Source organism: Bradyrhizobium sp. CIR48 (assembly GCF_014198315.1).
GTDB lineage: Bacteria > Pseudomonadota > Alphaproteobacteria > Rhizobiales > Xanthobacteraceae > Bradyrhizobium.
The window spans coordinates 110,932-133,701 of sequence record NZ_JACIHG010000010.1; the positions used below are offsets into that span (position 1 = coordinate 110,932).

A 22,770-nucleotide genomic window follows, 5' to 3' on the forward strand; every position below is an offset into this window, starting at 1 on the left:
AAGGCGATGTTGATCGCCAGCCAAACCAAAACCGCGGAAATGGCAAAGTGGAGCACTGCCAGACCTCGCTGTGAGATTCGAACTAACACCCGAACGTGGGTCTGGTTCCGTCCCGGCGAGGCAAAGCCATGATTACTTCGAAAGAATGTCTGTTTCGAAAGACTGTAGGCTGACGTCCGCATCTGCGGAGTCGTGACCTCTGAGCCTTTTGCAGTGACCTGCTGGCCCCGACAGTGAGGTCGGTCGTCATTCACCGCACGCGGGAGGTCGTGCTGCGGGGCTCAAGGCGAGCACCGTCGCCTTTCCGAGGCTAGCTCTTTTTGCCCGTCTTCGGCTTCAGCGAAAGACCAAGCCGCAAGGCCATGCGCTTGATCGCATCAGGCGAGCGTCCGAGAACTTTCGCGGCCTCTTCCAGCGAAGCCGAAGACTTGGCCAGCTCCATGAGCCGGCGGTCTTCTTTGAACGACCAGGGCTTGCGCGCCATAACCGAAATCATCCTCTTGTCGACACAACGACAAAGCCGCCAAGCGACCCATGTTCGCTCGACGGCTTTGCTTGGGTGGGGCCGGGCTTGGGGGAGCCCGGTGCGAGATGGATATGCGATCGGTGAGACTTCGCAACAAACAACGCGGATTAAGCTAACTGCTCAACCTTACTGCGATGAAATCGATGCGCGACGCTCCGTATAACCACGGTGTTTCGCTGGCGAATCCGATGCGCGCCCTCCCACGGCGGTCTCATCCGTGCCGGTCGACGTTTGAAGCACCAAGATGAACGAGGGTTCATGGTGTCGGCGTGGCGAGTTCTGGTAAAAAGAACTGGAGCCTCTTCTCCGCGCTCTGTGTCCTCGCGTGCCGACCAATCTTCGAGCATCACGTTGCACAAACTTCATCTTCGTCTGACAAAAGTTTCAGCGGTGACGAACTTGAAGTCGACACAACGAAAAGATGAAAATGAGCGCGGGAGGAGCGTTCCGGCAAACGTGGGAATATTCCAATGTTAGCTGCTTTGGTTTTGATTTCGATTTTCGCAGCGGGTTTTGGCTGCGGCTATGCCGTACGGGCGTGGCGCTCGCGGAAGCGATCGGCACGATATCGTCTCTATGCACCCTATACCCCCGCTTCGATGGAAGCCGGTCGCACCCAGCGGCCATCGTAACCGCGGGGCCGCGCGCGTGCTGACCCGGGTGAATGGTCGTCGTGGCGGAGTCGAAATAACCATGTGCGGTTAGGTTAATCTGCCGCCGTCCTTGAGCGCCCAGGCAAGGCAACCTAAGACGGATCAGTTCATTGCGAGTTCGGGCCCTCTATTTCCGGAGGGCGTGCGGGTAGGCGTAGATGACGTGGCTGATTGCGTTGCTGGGCGCGACGACTTGCGCTCTTATTTTGATTGCGTTTGTTTGTAGCTATGGCCGGCATCTGAGAGATCTTCCAGGTCCTTGGATCATGAGCGAGGGTCATTCAAATGATTGATCAACGGCAGAACGCGCCGCGCAGGTATTTTGTTGACGCGCAAGGGCATCGTGTTCTGATAGGCCTTTCGCTGGAGGAGACGGCGGAATTCGAGGCGCTGGATCTTGCCTCGAAGGAGACGGTGCAAATCGTGGCCGAAACCCGCGCAGGCACGAGAGCGGCCGCGGTTGACGACGTTCGGTGGCTGGAGCTCTATTCCAAGCACGAAGGAGCCTGGCGGGCCTGGATCGCACAAAGCCAGGCGGGGCGGACGCAGGATTTAGGCTTTGTTAACTATGCCTGACCGATGGTAGCGGCTTAGATCTCGAAAATGGGGATGGCCCACATGTTTCAGCTATTCCTGAGAGCACGCGCGCATAATCTTCTCGGCTCCCGCCGCGAGGACAAAGGTTTTAAGGCCCGCTCCGCGGAGCGTGATGCGGAGACCGATCGCACGCGGATCGGTGCCGTCCTGACGGCGATCGAAACGGCATTGCAGGAAGCGGAGAGGGAGCAGGCCGGCCTCAACCGGCGTGTCGATGACGCAGTTGCGCGCGCATCCGTCACCTTCGGAAACGGTACCGACGAGTACCTTGAGCGAGAGGCGCTCGACAATCATCACCAGGATCTCTTTGCGGCGGACATCTCCAATGGCCAGCGCCGGCTCAAGGAATTGGCGAGCAGCATCGGGCACCTGAAGTTCGTCAAGACCGCAATGCTCACGCGTTTTCCGAATTTCAAGCCGCCGCAGCTCAACAGCTAGTATTGGAGCTCTTGCCGCGCGCTCGGCCATCCTTCGAGACGCCCAGGCCACACCGCGTGACAATTCGGCGCCGCTTTGCGGTTTGGCGCGTCGATCCTTTTTGCTATGGTCCCGGCAAGCATTCACGCTTCGAGGGAGCAGCAAGGTGCCGGTCAGGAATATGCGAAGGTTGGTTGGATTGGCATGCGTGTTGACGTTGGCTGCGCCGGCGACGGCGTCGGCCATCACTGCCGAAGTGGCGCGCGCATGCGAAGCGGCGGTGGCCAAGGCGTTTCCGCCCAGGCAAATCGGCAACCCGGCGGCGGGGAGCGCCAAGGGAACGGCCAAGGATCAGCGCGCATACTTCCAAAAATGCGTCGCGAACAACGGTAAGGTCGACGACGTGCCGGCGGAGGCGGCCAAGGACAGCAAGCCCAGTAAGTAGCGGCCGTCGATCTAACGCGGCGGCGGGCAGGGAGAATAGAACGCGCCGTTCGCCGCGTTGATGCGTTCGACGCATTGGTTGGGATCGGTGATCGTCCCTGCCACGGTGAAATCGTAGCCGATGCCTTTGACGACGACAATGTAGCGGCCCGGCGACAGGGTGAAGCCGTCCTGTTCCGGTTGCAGCAACAGCATCCTCTGCTGATCCTCGACCGGCCCCACTTTGTAGGGGTAGGACATGCTGCGAATGACCCAGGAATCGCCCGCGTTGACTATGGCGGCCTTGCCGGAGGCATCGACGCCCATTGACCGGGACACCCTCGCGACGACTCGAACCTCGGTCACGCTTGCCTCAATGCTTCCGTCCGGTCTGAACACGATAAAGTTGACATCTCCGCTTGTCAGGGTCGTTGCACTCGGCGTGTTGATGGCCGCCGAGATCGCAACGCGTCGGTCTGGAATCTTTCCGGGGACCGGCTTCAGTTCCTGGAGCTGCCCCTCGTTCAGCGCGTAGACGCCGAAGGTCGTCGGCAAAGGCATGGAGGGGTGTGCAGGTGGCTCCGGCTCCTTTGCGCTGTCGGGCGCTCGTTCGACACTCACGCTCTCCGACGGGGGCGGGGCGGTGGTCGGCCGGGGCTCGGGGTTGCCCGGCGCGCGCTCGGATGGCAGCACCAATTGTGACAGTGCGGACACTTGGGTCCTCAAACGCGGCCAATAGATCACCGTGGTGCTGGCGCCGGCCATGAGCAGGAGAATGCCGGCCAGTCGAACCAGAAAGGTGAAGGCGCCGCTGCGTTTGGTTTGATCCGGCGATCGCGGCGAAGCCACGGGACGGCGCGGTGCTCCCGCGTCCTTCACAGCAGGCGGCGAAGCCGAAACGGGTGACGACATCGGAATGGGCGGGGGAGCGGGGGTATGGCCCGGGGGCGGGACCGGAACGTCGGTTGCCGCGACAATTTTTTGCGGCTCGGACGCGGCGCTACGCTCGAAGGAACGCTCGACCTCCTTGATGGCACGTTCGAGGACCTGCTGAAACTCGCGCGATTCCCGCGCGTCGGCGTGCGTGAATTGCTCCAGAAGCTTGACGCGCGCCAGCTCATAGACAATCTCCCGCATTTGCCGGGGATCGTCGGATACGGCGCGGATGCGGCTCGACAGGAGACGGATAAACCCGGCTTTGATCTGTTGCGCCGAGGGAGCGTTGGCCGCAGTTTCACCGGAGTCGGTCATCAAGGCCGATCAAGTAGCCCGGATAGGGCTATTTCGCTAGGTCTTTCCGCTTCAAACCTCTCGAGTTGAGGCAGTTTGGCTTCGATTGGCGGCTCCGCGACGGCCTCGCGCGGTGTTCGAAGGTGCTTGCTTTTGGGCGAGAACCTGTGACATTTCGCCAAGCTCTTCTCTTTCTGGTGCTCGACCATGCGCGGCGTTCTAGCAGTCCTCACGGTTTTGACCTTCCTGGTTTCGCCTGCCGGTGCGCAGGGGACCAAGGATCAGGCCAACACCACGAGCTCCAGCATCATCACGACCCCCACGAAGAAGGCGCAGACCAATCAGGCTGCCTCGCGGCCGACCGCCGTTCGGAACCTTTCAGGCAGCCTGCCTGCTGGAAAGTCGGCCCAGGGCGTCTGGCGGGATGGCAAGCTGGTTGCCGTCCCCCGCTAAGGTTCACCCAACGAACCGTGAAGGAACGGTGATCGCCTCCCTGACGTTCATGCTCGGGAGATATCGTATGAAACGACCAGTTCTGATCGCCATTGCGTTGCTTTTGCCCGCCGCTGCCTGGGCCCAGGGCGTCAATGACCCATCGACGCCCAACCGCAACGTGACCATTGTCAATCCGTCGCAGCCCGCGCGCCCCAACGCGACGCCCAATATCCCGAGCCGGATCGAGCCGCCCGTGACGAGGGGCGGATACGCCCGACCCTATCACGGGAATAGAACCCGGGGCAGTGGCTCGAGCCGCCGCTAGCCGCGCCGTTCATCCTTCGGGGCCTCTCTCAAGCTATTGCGGGTTGACCTCGACCTCCAAGGTCGACGTCCCTGCATTGCGACGGTTCTTGCCCGAGATCAGCAGCGTGAACTTGTCGGTGCCGGGCGCCTCGGCTTCTGCCGAATAGCGGAAGCCGGACCCGACCACCGCCAATTGTCCCCGTGATGGTCCGCTCACGACCGATACCTTGAAGATCTGCATGTACGACCAGCGCAGGCCCTGGATGCACTCCGCGCCAGGCGCGATCGACATCGTCCATTTCACGGTATCGTGCGACAAGGCAAACGGTGTTCGTTCCTTGATGCAGATGGGGCTCGCCTGCGCCGCAAGGCCAGACATGGCGGACGCCGCGAGGACAGCACCTGACAGCAGTACCGGTCTTGTACGCATTCTCGGCAACTCCACCAGCTCATGCCGAAATCGAACGGCGACGATTTAACGAGGTCTTGGAACGCAGCTGTTGGCCATTGAGCCGCTCATCTCACATGGATCTCAGAAAGCGCGATCATCCGGTCGGCTCTCTCCAGATCATGCCATCCTACCTCTGTTTTGCCCGACGGATCAAATCGGATTTCGGGAAAGGCGTAACTGATTGAAATGGCTGGCGCCGGCTACTGTGCATGGGGTTGTTTTTCGATTTTTGATGGGACGGCCCCGCGTTCCTAAAATCTTGCAATTGGCAGCCGCATGAGCTGAAGTTGAGGGGGCCGCTGGATGCTGCTCGGCCCGCTTGGGAGTCATCGGAGTGCGATCCATTCGCCGCAAGTCCACATCGGATCGCTGGATATCCGGGCGCGCGCCGGTTCAGGCGGCCGTGGCCGCCGCTGTCGGATTGGTCCTCTCTGCCTACCCGCTCTCATGTCGTGCTCAGTCTGAGCCCGAGCCATCCATCAACGACTATCTTCCACCAAGCGAGCCGGAAGTGACGCGCGACGAATGGCGGCAGCGGATCGAGGACGCACGGCGCCGCGCCAAGGAGGCCTCGCGCGAGCGGCGGGAGCATCCCGAGCTTTACAAGCCGATTCCGGAAGATCCGGACCTTGTCGCGACCGAACGCCTTCTCCGCGACGACAGCCTGCAGCGAGGCGATATCGTCACGACCAAGAAGGGCATGTTCGTCTATCAGGGGCGATCCGACCAACCGCGTCGCGATCAGGACTTCGTGCCGGTCAACCCGAAATCGGTGCGCTGAGCTTTAGTACCGCCGCAAGATCTCGTTGAATTTGGGGTCGGTCACTTCCGTGGTGTCGAGCAGCAGCGCCTTGCCTTGCGGAGTTGCCTGCACATAGGCCGCGATCAGCAGCGGCTCGTAACGCGAGCGATTGGCAAGCGCCGAGCGGATGTCGGATTGCGCCAGCAGCTTGATCTCCTCGTCCGTTGCAGCCGCGCTCGAGGTCACGGTCCGGACGCGAGCGAAGGCGACGTCGATCGGCACCGTTCCGGTCAAGTAGGACATCTTCACCGCCGGCGTTGCTGCTTCGCCGGCCTGGGCCTGCAGCGTGCCGAGCGTGAGCCAGAGCGCTGGCCTGATCGGTGAGACTTTCAAGGCAGCGACGACGGCGCCTTGGGCGGCCTTGTTCTCGCTGGCCCGTCCGGCCGCATCGGACGATGGACGGTGAAGAACGTCAGCGGCCATTGCCGCCGCGTAGTTCGCGAGCAGGTCGCCATCCAGCGAAACTGATGCCAAGACACCGCCGGCCGCCAGCTTCGCCTTCTCGGGCGGAATCTCGCCCGAGAACAAATCGCTCGCGCGAAAGTTCGGTCGGATGAGATCGCCGTAGAATTCCATGCCGGCATGAAGCGCCAGCACGATGGCGGTGCAGATGCCGATGACGCGAAGCAGGAACATGCGGTTCATGGTGAAATCGACGAGGCCTGTGAGGGCGAAGCGAGCACGGGATTGAAACGAGAGCAGGGCTCTTAAATTGCGAGCAGACTATCACCTTGGATCGTCAGCAGCGTCAAGTTTCCGGTCGCGTAAGCGCCGGTGTCGATGTTGATGCGGTTCGGGCGAATATCGGGCACGCTGACCGGGGTGTGACCGTGGACGATATATTTGCCGAAGCGCTCCTCGGACGCGAGGAATTCCTCGCGGATCCAGAGCAGATCCTCATCCTTCTGGCGCTCGAGCGGGACGCCAGGCTTGACGCCGGCATGGACGAAGAAGAAGTCGCCGCAGGTAAAGGACGAGGGCAATTGCTGGAGGAACGCCAGGTGCTCGGGCGGCAATGCGCGCTTCAGTCCTTCGATCAGCTCGACCTGCTGCTCCGCGGACGGATTCATCGTCGGCGTGATGCCGTAGGAGACCAGCGTCAGCAGCCCGCCATAGTGGCGCCACTCCTGCAGGCGGGCTGGGTCCTTGAGGACCTCGAGCAGGAAGATCTCGTGGTTGCCCTTGAGGCAGACCGTCTCGTGTGTCTTCGAGCGTTCGATCAGCAGATCAAGAACGGCGCGCGAGTCCGGGCCACGGTCGACATAGTCGCCGAGAAAGACCTGGATGGCCCGTTCAGGGGCCGAGCGGGCCAGATCGACGTCGATGACGGTTAACAGCGATTGAAGCAGATCGGCGCGGCCGTGCACGTCGCCGATGGCATAGACGCGAACGCCGTCGGGAAGCCGCGGCTTGGTCTTCTTTCGAAAGCGTGAGGAAAGGCCCATCAGGTCGGTCGAATCGCTTCCAGCGTCACGAGCGGAACGTCGCGATGGCTCTTAGCAGAACAAGTCACACATCGGTATTCTTAATTGTTTCCGACCAAGGTGCCCGCATTTTGATTAAAGGATCGCGCGGCCTTTGAGCCGTATTTCAAGACGTCTCGCGTAGCGTCTCCCCAACAAAAACGGGGAGCGCGACATGCGCAAAGTTGTAAAGTTTCTGGCGGCCGTGGCCGCCATCGTCGTTGCTGCAGGGGTGCAGCAGCGCGCTGAAGCCGCTTTCGTCGGTGCGCCCTTGGGGCTGCGCGGGGCCATCCAGTACATCAAGTTCGACCAGCCGACGCTGGCGCCGATGGCCTTCACGCTGTTCTGCCTGAAGTACAAGGACGAGTGCAGGCCGCGGCCGCAGCGCGTCGTGTTCAGGGGCGGGCGCTTGAAGCTTACGGCGGAGCGGCTGGCGCAGATGCAAGAGGTCAACCAGCAGGTCAATACCGCCATCCGTCCCGAGGCCAATCTGGAAGGGCTGCGCGGCGAGAAGTGGCTCCTGCATCCGACCAGCGGCGACTGCAACGATTACGCTGTGACAAAACGCCACGAACTGATCGCCAAGGGCTTTCCGGCGCGCTCGGTGCTGCTCAGCGAGGTCGTGACCACCTGGGGCGAGCATCATCTCGTGGTCGTGGTTCGCACCTTCGCCGGCGATCTCGTGCTGGACAATCTCTCCGGTCACATCCTGCCGTGGTCGAAGAAGCCCTATCGCTGGGTCCGCATTCAGTCGCCCAAGAACCCGAACTACTGGGCCTCGCTCGGCGACCGCGCGGTCTGATCATCCGCGCTCTATCGTGATCCGGATTGGCTGACGCTCTGCGACAGCCCGAGTCCCACGATCACGGAAAGGCACAGGATTGCTGCGGGCCGCAGCAATCCGGGCCCGGCGAAGCTCTGAACCAGCGCAAACAAAACACAGGCCGCGGCGGCCGCAGGGAAGAACGAGTCGCGTCCGCGCTGCAAGGCGCCGAAAAACAGGCGCAGCAGCGCGATCAGGCTCACCGCCAGCGCGGTAGCCAGGCCAATCCATCCCATGCCGGCAAAGACCGCCGCGGCTGTCGACGGCGCCGTCAAAGCGGCTCCGACATCGCTCTGGTAGATCCGGCCCACCGCAGCAAAGGTCCCGGCGCCCGCGCCGAACCAGCGCGTGTCGGACAACATCCGCTCCAGCGCGGCCCGCGTTTCAGCCCCCATATCCGGGACGAGCCGCAGCAGGACCGGTCCGGAGCCCTTTTCGAACAGGAAGGACAGCACGATCGCCGCTCCGATCAAGGCGGCGGCCGACAAGGCGCCCGCTGCGAGCGGCGATAGATCGAGCCTGCGAATGACGAGGATCAGCAGGATCAGCACAATGCCAAAGGCCGCGGCGATCGCGCTGTTCGTGCCCGACAGGCCGAACACCGCAAGCGCGCTTGCCAGTGCGCCCACAAGACCGCAAAGGCCGATCGCCACCGAGCGAAGGACCGAGTGATGGGTCTCGGCCCGTTCAGCCGCAAGCTGCATCACCGCCAGATTGAGCATGAGACCGAGGCCGGCCATGGTTGCCGTGAGATCGGCGGGAACGGTCGCCGCAAGGGCCGGCGACAGCCGATGCAGGTCCAACATCAAGGCGGAGACCGCGGTTACGCCGCTCAGCACAAAGAGAACCAGCTCGGCCCGGCTGCGGTTGCGGACCACCAGGATGGTGACGCCGAGCAACGAGATCGCCGCAAGCGCCAGCAGCAGCGCGCTGACGGTCAGGCCGATATCGGCAGTGATCGGTCCGAACGGCAGGCCACCTATGGCATCGCGGGTGCTGGCCCAGATCGGATGGGCAAAGCTTAGCGGAAGCGGGACGAGCTGAGCCGCGATGAACAGCGGAATGGCGATCGGGATCCAGCGGCCCCAGGAGGTCGCGCGAACATAGTGGTCGTAGTCGGCTTTTCGCGCGCTTGCGGTGGCCGCCAGCAGGCTTAGCGCGGCGGCCATCGTCCCGAGCTGCGCACCAAACTTGGCGCCGGCGATTTCGAGAGCGGAAGCGGAGACGATGGAAACGATGAGGGCAAAATAAGCGAGGGACAAACGGCGCGCTCGAAGGGAATCCTGAAACGGTCAGGTCACCATACAAGCGGGCGGGTGGTTTTCAAACAGAGGCCTGCCTCGGTCCAACGCTTAAACCTTGGGCCGTTTGCGCGCGGGCTCGTCGGTCGCTGATTGATCGGCGCGATCAGCGGGTGGCCTTGATCGGGCGGCCGAAGACGCGGGCGGCGCGTGCGGCGGCAAGGCCAAAGCGCGCGGCCGAGCCGAAGAGATAACCGCCCTGGAGGGCGATGGCCGCGAGTGCCACGCCTTTGAGGCTCTCGAGCAGGGTGAGATCGAGCATCGAGCCGACCGGGATGGCGGCGAGCACCATGACGAAGGTCAATGGCAGCAGGACCAGGACGCGAAAGCGTTGGCCCAGCACGGCACCTACGAGAAAGCTGAAAATCAAAAACGCGGTCATCCGAAACACTCTCCGTGCTTCGGACCCTAGGTTCCCCACCCTAAAAAGACCCTTAAGCTGTATGGCTAAATTTGGCCTATTGGCTGCAATTTGCCAGCAGCGAATGATAGGCCTCCCGCAAGCCGTTCAGGGCCACCACGCCTTTGATCTCACTGTCGCTTTCCCTGACCACCACCGACAGCGAGGCCGTTGTCTGCCACTTGCCTGCGGCAAAGGCCGCGACCTCGTCGGGCAGCAGCACCGCGGCGCCTGCGGCCGCCATGCTGGCGTCAAAGGTCAGGGTGCCGCCGCCGCTCGCGGCGATGGTGACCTTGGGGTGGCTGCGCGGCGGAAAGGGCCGGATCAGGGCCACCAGCACGTCGATCTTACCCTTCGGCGCACAGCGGACGATGAGGCCGGCAAAGTCCGGGTCGGATTGGGTGGTGTCCGCGGTCTTCGTGATGGCCGCGAAGCTCTCGCCGTCCTTGGCCCCTTGCGTGCGGCTGAACTTCCAGATGGAGGAGGGGGCGGCCACCTCAACGACGAGGGCGCCCTGGCACGAGGACCACGTGCTGCCAGCGCAAGAGGTAGCAGAGCCCCATGGGCGATCAGCGGCGCCAAGGAGGGAGCCTGCCAACAGCGGAACAAGAAGGAGGCCAGACAATGGGAGTTCCTATCCTTAACGGCCCAGACTTAGCAGAGCGGAGAGAGGTCAAGAAGCCTCGCGCTCGACACACGAAGCCCTTGAGTTGGGCGGTTTGCTCGCCGACCGGGCACACGAAATACAACAAATGGTCACAAAGGGTTAAACCAAGCCCCAAACAGTGGCCCGCACGCAACAGTGGCCGACCGATCGCTCCGTTAACCACCGGGAACCCTTGTCGCACCACCCCCTAGGCCGTACCAATCAGGGGCTAATTGGGGTCTCCTGGGGCGCGATTCATGCATTCCTTTGCCAAGTCATATCTTTTCAAGCCAGCATTTCTGGCCGCCGCTTTGGCGCTCGGAGCGTGCTCGACCAATCCCGGCTCGGGTCCGCTGACGGACGACGTCAACAACAAGATTCAGACTGAAAACGCTCCGGCCTACGAGCTGGTGCCGCTCAATCCGGCCACGGTGAAGATCCTGCACACCCATGAGCCCAAGGGGCTCGCGGGGGCGTTCACGGACAAGCGGCCGCCGGCCAGCATCGTGTTCGGCATCGGCGACGTCGTCAGCGTCACCATCTTCGAAGCCGCGGCAGGCGGTCTGTTCATTCCGGCGGAAGCCGGCGTCCGCCCGGGTAACTATGTGACGATCCCGGATCAGTCGGTCGACAATGACGGCTTCATCACCGTGCCGTATGCCGGCCAGATCAAGGCTGCGGGGCTTACGGCGGTGCAAATCCAGCGCGCGATCGTCGACAAGATCGGCAACCGCGCCATCGAGCCGCAGGCGGTCGTCGCGATGTCCTCGCAGCGCACCCAGCTCATCAGCGTGCTCGGCGAGGTCAATTCGCCTGCGCGTTATCCCGCGAGCGCGGCGGGCGCCAAGGACAAGGTGCTCGATGCGATCACCCGCGCCGGCGGCATCAAGGGCCAGGGCTTCGAGACCTGGGTCATGCTGGAGCGTGGCGGACGGCGGGCCACCGTGCCGTTCGAAAATCTCGTAATGGCGCCCGAGAACAACGTCTATGTTCGCCCCGACGACAGCATCTACGTCTATCGCGAGCAGCAGAAGTTCCTGGCGTTCGGCGCCAGCGGTCAGAGCGGCGAGTTCAACTTCGATGCCTGGCGCATCAACCTCGGCGAAGCCATGGGCAAGGCCGGTGGTCTTCTCGATGGCCAAGCCGATCCGGCCGCCGTGTACATGTATCGCCGCGAGCCGCGCGAGGTTGCGGCCCAGCTCGGCATCGACGTCAGCAAGTACACGTCAGAGACCGTTCCGGTCATCTTCAACGTGAACCTCCGCGATCCCGGCGGCTTCTTCCTTACCACCAAGGTCATGATGAAGAACGGCGACGTGATCTACGTCTCGAACTCCCGCAACGTCGAAGTTACGAAATTCCTGCAGTTCCTGCGCGTGATCATGGCCACCGGCTCGGATGCGGTGAATCTCTCCAACGACGCCCTGATCTTCCGCAACAACGTCAAGCTGGCGCCGTAAAGGCCGACTTGATCGACCAGAAGCGATGGCACCGGGGCTTTGTCCCGGTGCCATCTTCGTTTAGATCGAAGCGGTTCTGCTGCGGCTACGAGTTCCGCCACTGGGCAGGGCGCCGGTCATCGGGCACCCCGCACTGTTGCAAGGGGCTTCATGCGCTTACGGACACTTTGCCGTCTTTTGGCTCTCGTCCCCGTCGGCTTCGGGCTTGCACCGCTCGGGCAGGCTCTCGGCGCTGCTGCAGAGCTAGGCGTTCGCCACCGCATCGACGTGATGGTCTCCGCGGAGCCCGACGCTCCTGTCTTGTCGCGCCTCAAGGGAGCCAAGGGCGAGCTGTCGTTCACGGTCCGGCTGTCGGCGAACTCCAAGGAGAGCAAGTTCTTCGGGATGCTGCGTCCGTCCTTCCCGGATATCGTTGTCCCCGATGATGCGGGAAAGCCGCTGGTCCAGCAGACCAAGCTATGGGAGGAGGAGGTTTGCCATCAGCGCCGCGGCCTGCCCAAAGTCACGGTGACGCACCTCGGCGGGCATTTCGGCGAGGGGGAGGGGCGCATCGAGATTTCGGCCATCAACCGGCACATCGGCGTCCTGGTCCCGCCCGACGAATTAACCCCTGGAATAAAACTCGATCCGGGCAGCGATAGCTTTGGAGTATTCTTGGCATTCCGGGCGCAGACCCGGAACAGCCGCCTCAACGTGGATCTGAAAATCTATCCGATCGATTGCTTCCTCTAAGCCTAAAGCAAAGCTCGCCTAAAGAAAGCACGATGCGCCTTTGGCCTCCCAATATGAGCTGGTTCAGGATTCGTTGGTCATGGAGCCTGCCCGCGACCTTCATCCTGTTCTTTGTGGTGGCTGGCGCGCCGTTCCCGTTCGGCTCGACCAATGATCTGTCGATTGCGTTCTGGTGCCTGTGTCTCGGGGTAGCGGTGATCTTCGCGCCGACGCGCGATCTGCGTCAGCCGCATCTTTGGCTGCTCGCCGGCATCGGCGTCATCGTTGTGGCCTACGCGTTCGTGCTGCATGAGCAGCTCTCCGACCATCCCTGGGTCGCACCGTTCCAGCCGATCTGGAAGCAGGCCGCGGAGCTGCTGGGCGTGCCGATCGCCCCGTCGGCTTCCATCGTCAAGAACGAAGCGTTCTTCGCGCTCGGCGCGCCGCTCGCCAACATCCTCGCCATCGTTCTCGGTATTACCGTCGGGGCCGATCGCGACCGCGCCCGCCGCATGCTGTGGGTGATCGCGATCTCGGGCGCGGCCTACGCGCTGTATGGCGTGCTCTCGTTCCTGATCGAGCCCACCATGATCCTGTGGCGGGGCAAGACGGCCTATCTCGGCAGCGTCACCGGCACCTTCATCAACCGCAACACGGCGGCGGCCTATTTCGGCTCCTGCGCGGTGATCTGGATGCTGTTGATCCTGGAGGACGTCCGCCGCCGGCTGCCTGAACGGCACATCGAATGGCGACGCCTGTCGCTCGATGTGCGCACGATTCCGCCGAAAGAGATCCTGCCGCAGCTTGGCTGCCTGCTGATCTGCCTGATGGCGATGTTCATGACCACCTCGCGCGCCGGCGTCGGCCTGTCGCTGCTCGCGATGATCGTCGCGTTCACGCTCTTTCTCAGAAAGGACCTGCCGCCGCGCACCGGCATCTGGATTTCGCTCGGCTCGGGCCTCGCTGTCGCGCTCGGCCTCTTGCAGCTGCTCGGCGGCCGCGTCTCCAGCCGCTTCGACAGCCAAGGCCTGGTTGACGAGGGCCGCATCGAGGCCTGGAAATCGACGCTCAAAATCATCGGCGACAATCCTTGGTTCGGCACCGGCATGGGCACCTTCCAATGGGCCTTCCCGCCGTATCGAAGCCCCAACATCTCGATTCGTGGAATCTGGGATGCCGCGCATTCGACCCCGCTGGAGCTTGCCTCCGAGATGGGCATTCCCATGGCGCTGCTGGTGGCGCTCGGCTGGGCGATCATGCTGCTGGTGCTGGCGAGAGGCGTGTTCACCCGCCGGCGCGATGCCATCATCCCGCTGGCGGCGGTGGCGACCGCGACGCTGTCGCTGCTGCATTCGTGCCTCGACTTCACGCTGCAGGTGCCCGGTTACAGCATTCCATTCTTTGCGCTTTTCGGCGCCGGCCTGGCGCAGTCCTTCCGCACAAAGGAGGGCCGGCCGATAGCGGAGGCGGGCGCTACCAGCCGGCGAGGCGAGGGCCATCCGACAACCGCGGGCGCCGCCCCGAGCCCGGTGCCTCAGCTTCATAAAAGTGTCTAGATTTGAAGCAGTTGCGTCGTTTACGAAGTCTTTAGAATAAGTGGACAGCTGTTTTCTCTTCGGTTAGGTTCCGCACTGCACAGCCATTTGCCCGGGCCGAGGAAGCACATCGGGGCAGCTGATTTTTTGGAGGTTGATTTATGAGCGTTATCAGAACCGCGCTTCGCATGGCTGCCGCCGCGGCCCTCGCCGCGACGATTACCTCGGCCGCCAGCGCTGCCGTTTATCCGCCGCAGCGCCAGCTGCCGGCCACCGTCATTTCCGACTTCAAGGCGTCCCCCAACAGCCTGCTGCAGCAATATCCGACCGGCGGCCCGCAGCTGATCTCGCGCGTGCGCGATCTCGGCGCCTCCGATCCGACCACGCTTCCCGGCCTGATCGCGCTCCTGAAGGATCCCGCGACCACCAAGGACCAGATGCGCGCGATCGTCGGCGGCCTCGCCCAGGTCGCCCGCATGGCCGCACAGTCAGACCAGGCCTTCGCCAATGAGATCCAGGCCGCGATCGCCAACACCGGCAACGCCGACGTGATCGCCGCCTACCAGGCCGCGACCGGCGACGTCGCGATCGCCGCGACCGGCGGTGGTGGTGGTGGCGGTAGCTCCGGAGCTGGTGGTCCGACCGGCAATCCCGGCAACACCGGTGGTGCTAACAACGGTGCGCCGAGCTTCGGTGGGTTCCATTATGCGAACACCGTCTCGCCGAATTCTAGCGCGGGTACTGCTGGGATTACCAACGCATCCGGGAACGTCAGTCCGCGCTGACACGCATCACAATCGGCCATGCAACCCTTTGTAAGCGGCGCCAGCGGGCGCCGCTTTGCTTTTGCGCCGTTAAGCTTCCTGCAAAATGTCGCGTAAACGGCACTGTGCACTGCATCGACCACGTTCAATTGCAGGCAGGATTGTGTTAGTGTTTCGCGCAACGCGGGCTTTGGCATCAGGTTTGCTCCGGACGCATCCGGGCTTTCGGCGAACATTAATCCCAATCAAACATATCGATCCATTTTCAGGAATTGCTAGATGTTGCAGGTGAACAAGCCGACCTCGGAGATCAATCGTGATTTCGCCGAGGCCGACGGCTCCCCGTCGCAGTCGCTGACCTCCTATCTCGACATCATCAGGCGCCAGTTCCCGACCATGGTCGCGATCGTCTCGGCATGCGCGATCCTGGCGCTGCTCTATCTCTTCACCGCCGCGCCGCTGTTCACCTCCACTGCGACGATGGTGATCGATACCCGCAAGGTGCAGCTGTTCCAGCAGCAATCCGTGCTCGGCGATATCGCGATCGATTCCGCCACGGTGGAAACCCAGGTCGAGATCCTCAAATCCGAGAACATCAGCCTTGCCGTGATCCGCGACCTGCACCTCACGGAAGACCCGGAGTTTACCGGCAGCGGCACCGGTCTGCTCGGCGCCATCATGGGCTCGGTCACCGGCCTGGTCTCCTCCGGCCACGCCCCCTCCGAATTCGAGCTGACGCGCAAGGCGCTCGGCGTCTTCGCGAGCAACCGCACCATCAAGCGCCTCGGCCTCACCTATGTCATGGAGATCGGCTTCTCCTCGCGCGACCCGCAGAAGGCCGCGCGCATCGCCAATGCCATTGCGGATGCCTACATCGTCGACCAGCTCGAGGCGAAGTATCAGGCGACCCGCCGAGCCAGCGTCTGGCTTCAGGACCGCATCAAGGAGCTGCGCACTCAGGCTTCCGCCGCGCAGAGGTCCGTGGTCGATTTCAAGACAGCCAATAACATCATTGACACCGGCAAAGGGCTCATGAATCAGCAGCAGCTGGCCGAAGTAAACAGTCAGCTCATCATGGCGCATGCATCGACTGCGGAGGCGAAGGCGCGGCTTGATCGCATGAACGACATCGTCAAGCAGGAGATCCCTGATGCTAACGTCGGAGACGCGCTGAAGAACGACACCATCGTCAAGCTGCGCGCACAATATGTCGATCTCGCCTCGAAGGAGTCGATCTGGTCTGCCAAATACGGCTCGGATCACCTCGCTGCGGTCAACCTGCGCCGGCAAATGGCCGAGATCAAGAAGAACGTCCAGGACGAGCTCAAGCGCATCCAGGAATCGTACAAGAGCGACTACGACATCGCCCAGACGCGCGAGGAGGCGATCAAGGCGAGCCTTGCCAACATCGTCTCGGAATCGCAGCTCACCAACCAGGCGCAGATCCAGCTCCGCGAGCTCGAGAGCAACGCGCAGAGCTACCAGGCGATGTATGACAATTTCCTCCAGCGCTACATGGAGAGTGTACAGCAGCAGTCTTTCCCGATCACTGAGGCGCGGGTGATCAGCGCGGCGACCACGCCGCTGGTCAAGAGCGCGCCGAAGTCGCTGATCATCCTCGGCGCCGCGCTGCTCGGCGGCCTGATGCTCAGCTTCGGCGCGGCGATGGCGCGCGAGCTCAGCGACAAGGTGTTCCGCACCACTGGCCAGGTCGAGGAGCAGTTAGGGACCAACTGCGTTGCCATCCTGCCGGCGCTAGGTGCGCCGGCATCGGCGGCGCTCTCCGGCAAGTTCGGCAGCAAGATGAGCAACCCAGCACCCGATCTACTCCGCTATGTCGTCGACAATCCTCTGTCGCGCTTCTCCGAAGCGGTGCGCTCGTTGAAGGTAGCGGTGGATCTCAACTCCATCGTGCGCGAGAATCGTGTGTTGGCCGTGACTTCGACCCTGCCCAATGAGGGCAAGAGCACGCTGTCGACCAACCTCGCGCAGCTCATCGCGCATGGCGGCGCGCGGGTGATCCTGATTGACGCCGATCTGCGCAATCCCTCACTGTCCCGTGCTCTGCGGCCGGATGCGAAAGCCGGCCTTGTCGAAGTCCTCGCGCACAAGGAGCAGCTCGAGGACATCGTCAGCATCGATTCCCAGACTGGGCTTGCCATCCTGCCTGCTGGCACGACGTCGAAGCTGCTGCATACCAATGAGGTGCTGGCGTCGAAGCCGATGCGCGATCTCGTCGCCCTGCTACGCTCGAAATATGATTATGTCGTGCTGGACATGCCGCCGATGGCCCCAGTCGTGGATGTGCGCGTCACATCGCCCTTCGTGGATTCCTTCGTGTTTGTGGTGGAATGGGGTAAGACCAAGATCGATGTTGTGCGGCATAATCTGCGCAATGCGCCGGAAATCCAGGACAAGCTTCTAGGTGTTGTGCTGAACAAGGCGGATACGAAGCTGCTCGCGCGCTATGAGTCCTATCACGGGCGCTACTACTACCAGAAATACTACGCGCGCTATGGGTACGTGGAGTAACGGCCGGCGAAGCGAGCTGGCTGTCTTCCAGGGAGGCATATAGCCGAGGCTCGAACCTTAGGAAAGTGCAGAGCAGAGTGCCAAGATCTAGTATGCAAGCCGCGCTGCTGGCATTTGGTCTTGTTGGCATCTTCTGGTCAGCCATCAACCTGCCGGCATTCTGGTCAGCCGCGCAAGCCAGGGAAGCTGTGGTACGTCTTCTCGCTGGTGATCGTTTCAAACCGGGTGCACTGGGTGATTTGCTGGTATCAATGGCGGCCAACCCCGCACCTGTCGTCCAACGCAGCCAATTTGCGCGCGCGAAGAGCCTAATTCGGTTGCGAATTGCAGAGGAAGTGATCGGACGAGAGAGTCCCGAGCAGAGCGATCAGGCCGCGGCGGCTGCAAACGACGACCTCAAATTCTCTCTAACGCTCAATCCCGAAGATTCCTTTCTATGGTTGATGCTCTATTCGGTGGAGACGACGCGCAAAGGATTTGACGCGACGACACTTGGATACCTGGATCAGTCTTACGCAACCGGGCCTCTTGAAGGCTGGGTTGCGGCGCACCGAAATCGACTTAGCCTTGCAAGTCTTCCACAGTTGAGTCCGTTCGCGAACGATAAAGCTGTCTCAGAATTCGCTGCAATGGTCGACGGCGATCTTCTTGAGCATGCGGCAGTAAACTTGATGACCGTGGGCTGGGTTCACAGGGAACGTCTGCTGGCCAGCTTGAACGGGATTGATTTGATATCCCGCGAGATCTTTGCGCGAAGACTAGCTCGGGACGGGATAAAGATCTCAATTCCGGGCGTGCAACTCGAAGAAAGGTTATTGCGGTGAAATGGCAACAGGCTATCAGGCTGGCGTGCCTTGTCTCTGCCCCTGAATCTCCCTTCCAAGTCTGAAGTGCAATAAGAACGGGTCGAATCGCAATCGCACTTTAGCTCTTTGTTCAAACGGGATTTTTTTCGCAAAACCGCTTCATACTTTTCCGAATCATGCCTAATGGGCTGAGAATTGCAGATCTGAAAGAGCTTTGCTTCGAACTGGAATAGAGTGTGTGCCTGGGAATTGGGCGCTTAAGTACCTTTGAAGATCCTCTGGCGACGTAACCGGCCAACCTCTGCGAGAACGACCGATGGCCGTGGTAGTGTCGCGTTGAGCCCAGTACTGAGCATCCTCGGGTGCTCGGAATTCTACCAGGGTGCCATGGCCGAGCAGGATGTTATCCTTTTCCTTGTTATTGACGGGAGAGCCGGGATCGTTCTCAGCTAGAGTAGCTAGGGCGGGATATCTTGTTGCCCATCGATCTCGGTCGTAGGGCACGGCTCTTAACCGTCGCTCGAGCTCACCTCCTAGTGCTTCCCCCCGCTTGTGCAACCAAATGGCCCCGTGCGTATTCGCCACAAAAACATTCTCTTCGATCAGGTTGTCGCGCCCCCCATGAATGACGATTGGCCTGCCGACTCTCCAAAAAATGTTGCGAGAAATTCTGTATCCACTTTCTTGATCATCGAGATATATTGCAGAAACAAAGGACGGTTCAGACGGAGACCTCGCGTGAGCTGACATTCTCATCCCAATGTCATGAAAAAAGTTGCCATCAATTTCGTTTCCTCGATGCGTCCAATCGCGTCCCGTATATATCGCTCCCGCATCATCGGTTTCCTGAACCACAGCGCTGATCTCATTCCCTCGGATCAGATTATCATTACCCGCCAAAATTATTGCGGAGTGTGGGCCTCGCGATAAGAAGCATCCTTCGACACGAATCCCGACACCCGTTACCTGCACGGCCGGCCGGTAGGTTCGTGAGTCGATCCCGAAATCCGTAACAATAGAATTGGTAATAGCGTGACCGGCTGGGGTCAGAGTTGGTCGATCTCCGCCACTCAGCAATACTGCAGTTTCAGCGGTATCGCGAATCACGCAACGATCAATGACGACATTCCGCCCTCCGGTTACTCTGATTGCTCCCGCACCACTGCGTCCTACGAAACAGTTCCGAATAGTTATGTTCTCGCTGTCAACGATCTTGATGGTCGTACCAAGGGTCTTCTCAAAGGCGACGTCCTCGATGACTATGTCATGCGCGTTGCTTATTTCTAGTAGCGTCGTCGCAATTGCGACCTCGAACTGGTCTGATTCGTTCGTCGGGATGACGAAGGCTTCTCGGTTCGAGTTCAGAATGTACTCTCCCGGTTCAGAGAGCTCAGAACGTGCATTCTGAACAAAGTATTTGAATCCGCTTCGTAGCTTCCCTGGAGCTTTGATGCGAGGCAGTTGCACAGTTTCGCCATCCTCTCCAAACCGCTCTATCGGTGCAGTCTCGAAAGCCCAATCCTGAGTCCAGTAACCACCGAGCCATATATCCTTCTCGGAATTCAATCGGGCAAACGCATCCCGTGGAATCATCACGCTCGTACCGGATTGGTCATCCGAGTCCAGAGCAGCTCTAATAGCAGTCGAGTATCCTAGCTTAGGCCATCTTGCTAAGTGCAGCCGGAGGCCGTTCTGAAAAAGTTCAAAACGAGATTGATCGATATCAAAATAAGCCCCTCGTCTTTCAATGCCGAACGGCCGTGGTTGTGGCAACGAGGAAAGATCCAAAGCGTAGATTGTCGGCTGCGTAGGCGCTCGGCTGGCATTGACGTCTTGGATCTTCGTACCCCTTACGACGGCTGCTCCACTTATCTGGGAATTTCCACTTCGACTGCCCCTTATAACGGTGGGCGCATCCGCTTTGCCCGAATCCTTGTGGGTCAATTTGATTGGACTCAAGATGCGAGTCACGCCATCGGGAAAATATCCCGTCCTCACGATGGTGTCCGCCAGCTCAACTGAATTGGGAATCGGGGAAGGCGAAATTATCGAAGAGGCGCTGGGCGCCAGTTCCGCTCCTTCAGCTACTAAGCTGAAAAGGCACGATGCGAACAATAGTATTAGTCGAAACAAAATCGATTCCTATGTTTTGCTGGCATGAATACGCAATCGACGTGTACTCCCAATCCTGGATCGACATCCCATAAGAAGCCCTGTGCCTATTCCATACCATAGGCTTATTATTCTGTCGCCAAAGAGCCCAGCTAAGAAGCCATATGTGAGCATTCCGATCACGATAGTCGCGCCCCAAACGCCTAGGTGAAAGACACCTTCGTCCTTCCAACGGTGTTGGCGAAACCAGCTAACGAACGACAATGCTTGAAAGCCGTGCCAGAACAGAACGCACAGCAAGGGACCACCTCCAACTACCCCGCCGATGAAGAGTATTGCCCAGTAATTTTGGTGGCCAAAACCAATGCTATGTATCTGCTCGACAGAAAGTCGCCCGACAAGTTGTGCAGCCATTGCGGCCTCAGGCCCGGTGAGGATGGTCGGAGCGGCCAGGCCCTGTCCGAAAAGGAAAGTCCCTGGAGAACCCAAGAATGATTCGGCCATGAAATTCACTTCAGCTCTTCTCGTAAGTAAGGTTGGATCGAACCCAACCTCGCTCGAAACAAAGAGCCGGGAGAACCACCGCTCGACGATACCTGCCTCTGAAACTAGATCGAGAGTTAGCGCTGTCCCTAAGAGACATCCTAGAAGGATGGTCCTGCTAATCAGTTTCCCGCGCACCATGAGAACCCATGGTGCACGGGCATAGATAGCAAACTGGGCTAGGGCGACAACTACCTGAGTACGGGTTACCGAAAGGCCCACGACAATCAGTGTTGCGGAAACGATAATTAAATCGAGGATCGTGAGTCTAAATAGCAGGCTTGTTGCTATTAGTCCGAGGCACGCGTTAACGGAGCCGCCCAAGATTTGGTATCTGATTGTCATCAAGTCGATACCGGTTCCGAGGAGAATGATTAGAAATCTGGAAAGCAGATAGATCAGGGCGAGGATTTTCAGGGCAGTTAATATAGTCCCCAAGTCCTTTACGACGTTGAGCGCTCGTGCGGTGACGTAGGCCGAAGATCCGAATATCAATACCGGAATTGTATTGATAAATACCGGATACAGTTCCTGGCCATTGACCAAGGCCGTCAGACTCGACTCGAAGCAGAACCAGCCCACCACAATTCCCAGGAGGGGTGATTGCACTTCTTGGATCGATGGCGCCGTCGCCAGCCAAAACAGGCCTGATAAAAATATGTACAGGAAGAGCAGCGCGCCTTGGATCTGGGCTGCCGCCCCGGCCCCCTCGCTCTTGAAGTCGAACGCGAGCGGCAAGAAGGCCACGAAGTAAAGCAGAGCAGCTCTGTCCCAACGCGATGATTCTGGCGACTTCGCGGGGGTCCTTAAGTATGGTTGCATCATTGCTCAACGTATTCCTGAGAAGAGCTTGAACCTAAGTGTGGAATGATCCCTATTCAGATTAGCGAGTACGTGTTTAGGATCTATTTTCTAGGATCGTAGAGCAGCGAGTACGATCGAAATGAATCGCGATCGCGAGCCGGTGGATGCATTGAGGTTGAATGATGTTTGGAGCGCCTAGACAACTCTTTTTGACGCTGGTCAAGACTGTTTTTCGTCAGTTCGGCATTAGAGTAGAGTTCGACCATGTCTTTCGCGATGCGAATCGCCTCTTTGCGGTGAAGGCACAGGAGTTGGGCGTACGAACCATACTGGATGTCGGCGCCAACAGAGGCCAGTTTGGCCTCGCTATACGGTCGCACGGCTACGGCGGACGACTAATCTCTTTTGAGCCTCTTAGCGAAGCTCATGCAGTAATGCGCCAAGTTTCCCACGCAGACTCGTTGTGGGAAATAGCTCCCCAAATGGCACTGGGTCGCGAGGCCAGTACAACAACTATAAATATATCTAAGAACCTTGCAAGCTCCTCGCTGCTACAGGTTACCGAACGATCGACGAGGGCGAGTGAGGCATCATCGTTTAATGGTACGGAAGAGATCCAAATCTGTCGGATGGACGATGTTGTTTCCGCCACCACAGAGGCTCCGTTGGGAATAAAGCTGGATACCCAGGGGTTTGAGCTTGAAGTTCTTCGTGGTGCTGAGAGCACCCTTTCAAAAGCTGCAGTTGTTCTCGTTGAATTGTCGCTGGCTCCTCTATACCAGGGCGGCGCGGCATTCGCCGAGGTGTTTAGCTTGTTGGAGGGAAAAGGATTTCGTTGCATTGCTTTGTGTGAGGGATTTTCTGACCCAGCCAATAACGAGGTTCTTCAAGTCGACGGTGTTTTTGTGCGCCCGTTAGATGTTTGAGAATCCTCTGTGTATGGCGAAAGTAGACAACTCTCGGCGAGGTTTGGTTGTAAAGGAATGCGGCATTCGAAATTTTGGGAGAGAGCAGCGTCGGTCAGAGAGGA

23 protein-coding genes are annotated in these 22,770 nt (G+C 60.2%); 13 read left to right on the top strand and 10 right to left on the bottom strand.

What is annotated here, in order from left to right; translation table 11 throughout:
• Positions 1–310: 310 nt before the first annotated feature.
• A complete protein-coding gene (locus tag GGD66_RS28520; protein ID WP_018317058.1) occupies positions 311–484 on the bottom strand; it encodes a hypothetical protein in 174 nt (57 codons plus the stop codon).
• 980 nt (positions 485–1,464) lie between these two features.
• On the opposite strand from GGD66_RS28520, the gene GGD66_RS28525 reads away from it, so the two are divergent.
• The 3 genes from GGD66_RS28525 to GGD66_RS28535 all read left to right on the top strand — a co-directional run bounded on the left by GGD66_RS28525 (position 1,465) and on the right by GGD66_RS28535 (position 2,638).
• Entirely contained in the window at positions 1,465–1,755 is a 291-nt protein-coding gene (locus tag GGD66_RS28525; protein WP_092261669.1) for a hypothetical protein, read from the top strand.
• A 42-nt stretch (positions 1,756–1,797) separates the two neighbouring features.
• On the top strand, positions 1,798–2,214 hold the full coding sequence (locus tag GGD66_RS41655; RefSeq protein WP_092261751.1) for a hypothetical protein: 417 nt from the start codon (positions 1,798–1,800) through the stop codon (positions 2,212–2,214).
• A gap of 187 nt (positions 2,215–2,401) precedes the next feature.
• Positions 2,402–2,638 (top strand): hypothetical protein, encoded by a 237-nt coding sequence (locus GGD66_RS28535; RefSeq protein ID WP_246788999.1) that lies wholly within the window; start codon positions 2,402–2,404, stop codon positions 2,636–2,638.
• An 11-nt stretch (positions 2,639–2,649) separates the two neighbouring features.
• On the opposite strand, the gene GGD66_RS28540 is transcribed toward GGD66_RS28535, so the two are convergent.
• A complete protein-coding gene (locus GGD66_RS28540; protein WP_183259688.1) occupies positions 2,650–3,867 on the bottom strand; it encodes a hypothetical protein in 1,218 nt (405 codons plus the stop codon).
• 186 nt (positions 3,868–4,053) lie between these two features.
• Between GGD66_RS28540 and GGD66_RS28545 the strand changes: the two genes are divergently transcribed.
• The gene (locus GGD66_RS28545; protein ID WP_183233105.1) at positions 4,054–4,299 is read left to right on the top strand and encodes a hypothetical protein; all 246 of its coding nucleotides are present in this window, start codon (positions 4,054–4,056) and stop codon (positions 4,297–4,299) included.
• A 340-nt stretch (positions 4,300–4,639) separates the two neighbouring features.
• On the opposite strand, the gene GGD66_RS28550 is transcribed toward GGD66_RS28545, so the two are convergent.
• Positions 4,640–5,017, bottom strand: coding sequence for an Ig-like domain-containing protein (locus GGD66_RS28550; protein WP_183233106.1), 378 nt, complete (start codon positions 5,015–5,017; stop codon positions 4,640–4,642).
• A gap of 355 nt (positions 5,018–5,372) precedes the next feature.
• On the opposite strand from GGD66_RS28550, the gene GGD66_RS28555 reads away from it, so the two are divergent.
• Positions 5,373–5,819 carry a hypothetical protein gene (locus GGD66_RS28555; protein WP_312014194.1) on the top strand — a complete coding sequence of 149 codons (447 nt, stop codon included), beginning with the start codon at positions 5,373–5,375 and terminating at the stop codon, positions 5,817–5,819.
• A 3-nt stretch (positions 5,820–5,822) separates the two neighbouring features.
• On the opposite strand, the gene GGD66_RS28560 is transcribed toward GGD66_RS28555, so the two are convergent.
• Positions 5,823–6,485, bottom strand: coding sequence for a hypothetical protein (locus GGD66_RS28560; protein WP_183259689.1), 663 nt, complete (start codon positions 6,483–6,485; stop codon positions 5,823–5,825).
• A 62-nt stretch (positions 6,486–6,547) separates the two neighbouring features.
• Positions 6,548–7,285, bottom strand: coding sequence for a metallophosphoesterase family protein (locus tag GGD66_RS28565; RefSeq protein WP_183259690.1), 738 nt, complete (start codon positions 7,283–7,285; stop codon positions 6,548–6,550).
• A 193-nt stretch (positions 7,286–7,478) separates the two neighbouring features.
• On the opposite strand from GGD66_RS28565, the gene GGD66_RS28570 reads away from it, so the two are divergent.
• Positions 7,479–8,105 (top strand): transglutaminase-like cysteine peptidase, encoded by a 627-nt coding sequence (locus GGD66_RS28570; RefSeq protein ID WP_183259691.1) that lies wholly within the window; start codon positions 7,479–7,481, stop codon positions 8,103–8,105.
• An 11-nt stretch (positions 8,106–8,116) separates the two neighbouring features.
• On the opposite strand, the gene GGD66_RS28575 is transcribed toward GGD66_RS28570, so the two are convergent.
• The 3 genes from GGD66_RS28575 to GGD66_RS28585 form a co-directional block, all read right to left on the bottom strand.
• Positions 8,117–9,388, bottom strand: a complete 1,272-nt coding sequence (locus GGD66_RS28575) for a hypothetical protein (protein WP_183259692.1) — start codon at positions 9,386–9,388, stop codon at positions 8,117–8,119.
• A 145-nt stretch (positions 9,389–9,533) separates the two neighbouring features.
• Positions 9,534–9,809, bottom strand: a complete 276-nt coding sequence (locus GGD66_RS28580; RefSeq protein WP_183237551.1) for a hypothetical protein — start codon at positions 9,807–9,809, stop codon at positions 9,534–9,536.
• Positions 9,810–9,885: 76 nt separating this feature from the next.
• A complete protein-coding gene (locus GGD66_RS28585) occupies positions 9,886–10,323 on the bottom strand; it encodes a hypothetical protein (protein WP_246789000.1) in 438 nt (145 codons plus the stop codon).
• 407 nt (positions 10,324–10,730) lie between these two features.
• On the opposite strand from GGD66_RS28585, the gene GGD66_RS28590 reads away from it, so the two are divergent.
• From GGD66_RS28590 to GGD66_RS28615, 6 genes are all read left to right on the top strand, one after another.
• On the top strand, positions 10,731–11,933 hold the full coding sequence (locus GGD66_RS28590) for a polysaccharide biosynthesis/export family protein (protein WP_183259694.1): 1,203 nt from the start codon (positions 10,731–10,733) through the stop codon (positions 11,931–11,933).
• Between the two features lie 177 nt (positions 11,934–12,110).
• Positions 12,111–12,665 (top strand): hypothetical protein, encoded by a 555-nt coding sequence (locus GGD66_RS28595; RefSeq protein ID WP_183259695.1) that lies wholly within the window; start codon positions 12,111–12,113, stop codon positions 12,663–12,665.
• 32 nt (positions 12,666–12,697) lie between these two features.
• Complete coding sequence (locus tag GGD66_RS28600; protein ID WP_246789001.1) at positions 12,698–14,200, top strand: O-antigen ligase; 1,503 nt, start codon at positions 12,698–12,700, stop codon at positions 14,198–14,200.
• A 140-nt stretch (positions 14,201–14,340) separates the two neighbouring features.
• Positions 14,341–14,964 carry a hypothetical protein gene (locus GGD66_RS28605; protein ID WP_183259696.1) on the top strand — a complete coding sequence of 208 codons (624 nt, stop codon included), beginning with the start codon at positions 14,341–14,343 and terminating at the stop codon, positions 14,962–14,964.
• Between the two features lie 258 nt (positions 14,965–15,222).
• Entirely contained in the window at positions 15,223–17,475 is a 2,253-nt protein-coding gene (locus tag GGD66_RS28610; RefSeq protein ID WP_183259697.1) for a polysaccharide biosynthesis tyrosine autokinase, read from the top strand.
• A gap of 92 nt (positions 17,476–17,567) precedes the next feature.
• On the top strand, positions 17,568–18,299 hold the full coding sequence (locus tag GGD66_RS28615; RefSeq protein ID WP_183259698.1) for a hypothetical protein: 732 nt from the start codon (positions 17,568–17,570) through the stop codon (positions 18,297–18,299).
• A gap of 162 nt (positions 18,300–18,461) precedes the next feature.
• Here GGD66_RS28615 and GGD66_RS28620 read toward each other — a convergent pair whose 3' ends face one another.
• Entirely contained in the window at positions 18,462–20,279 is a 1,818-nt protein-coding gene (locus tag GGD66_RS28620; protein ID WP_210321693.1) for a right-handed parallel beta-helix repeat-containing protein, read from the bottom strand.
• A gap of 144 nt (positions 20,280–20,423) precedes the next feature.
• Positions 20,424–21,674, bottom strand: coding sequence for a hypothetical protein (locus tag GGD66_RS28625; RefSeq protein ID WP_183259700.1), 1,251 nt, complete (start codon positions 21,672–21,674; stop codon positions 20,424–20,426).
• 245 nt (positions 21,675–21,919) lie between these two features.
• Between GGD66_RS28625 and GGD66_RS28630 the strand changes: the two genes are divergently transcribed.
• Positions 21,920–22,666: an FkbM family methyltransferase gene (locus GGD66_RS28630; protein ID WP_183259701.1), complete on the top strand. Its 747-nt coding sequence runs from the start codon at positions 21,920–21,922 to the stop codon at positions 22,664–22,666.
• The last annotated feature ends 104 nt before the right edge of the window (positions 22,667–22,770 follow it).

Coding starts and splice junctions, on each gene's coding strand:
- GGD66_RS28520 (WP_018317058.1), bottom strand. CDS start 484: ATGGCGCGCAAGCCCTGGTCGTTCAAAGAAGACCGCCGGCTCATGGAG.
- GGD66_RS28525 (WP_092261669.1), top strand. CDS start 1,465: ATGATTGATCAACGGCAGAACGCGCCGCGCAGGTATTTTGTTGACGCG.
- GGD66_RS41655 (WP_092261751.1), top strand. CDS start 1,798: ATGTTTCAGCTATTCCTGAGAGCACGCGCGCATAATCTTCTCGGCTCC.
- GGD66_RS28540 (WP_183259688.1), bottom strand. CDS start 3,867: ATGACCGACTCCGGTGAAACTGCGGCCAACGCTCCCTCGGCGCAACAG.
- GGD66_RS28545 (WP_183233105.1), top strand. CDS start 4,054: ATGCGCGGCGTTCTAGCAGTCCTCACGGTTTTGACCTTCCTGGTTTCG.
- GGD66_RS28550 (WP_183233106.1), bottom strand. CDS start 5,017: ATGCGTACAAGACCGGTACTGCTGTCAGGTGCTGTCCTCGCGGCGTCC.
- GGD66_RS28560 (WP_183259689.1), bottom strand. CDS start 6,485: ATGAACCGCATGTTCCTGCTTCGCGTCATCGGCATCTGCACCGCCATC.
- GGD66_RS28565 (WP_183259690.1), bottom strand. CDS start 7,285: ATGGGCCTTTCCTCACGCTTTCGAAAGAAGACCAAGCCGCGGCTTCCC.
- GGD66_RS28570 (WP_183259691.1), top strand. CDS start 7,479: ATGCGCAAAGTTGTAAAGTTTCTGGCGGCCGTGGCCGCCATCGTCGTT.
- GGD66_RS28580 (WP_183237551.1), bottom strand. CDS start 9,809: ATGACCGCGTTTTTGATTTTCAGCTTTCTCGTAGGTGCCGTGCTGGGC.
- GGD66_RS28590 (WP_183259694.1), top strand. CDS start 10,731: ATGCATTCCTTTGCCAAGTCATATCTTTTCAAGCCAGCATTTCTGGCC.
- GGD66_RS28600 (WP_246789001.1), top strand. CDS start 12,698: ATGCGCCTTTGGCCTCCCAATATGAGCTGGTTCAGGATTCGTTGGTCA.
- GGD66_RS28605 (WP_183259696.1), top strand. CDS start 14,341: ATGAGCGTTATCAGAACCGCGCTTCGCATGGCTGCCGCCGCGGCCCTC.
- GGD66_RS28610 (WP_183259697.1), top strand. CDS start 15,223: ATGTTGCAGGTGAACAAGCCGACCTCGGAGATCAATCGTGATTTCGCC.
- GGD66_RS28615 (WP_183259698.1), top strand. CDS start 17,568: ATGCAAGCCGCGCTGCTGGCATTTGGTCTTGTTGGCATCTTCTGGTCA.
- GGD66_RS28630 (WP_183259701.1), top strand. CDS start 21,920: ATGATGTTTGGAGCGCCTAGACAACTCTTTTTGACGCTGGTCAAGACT.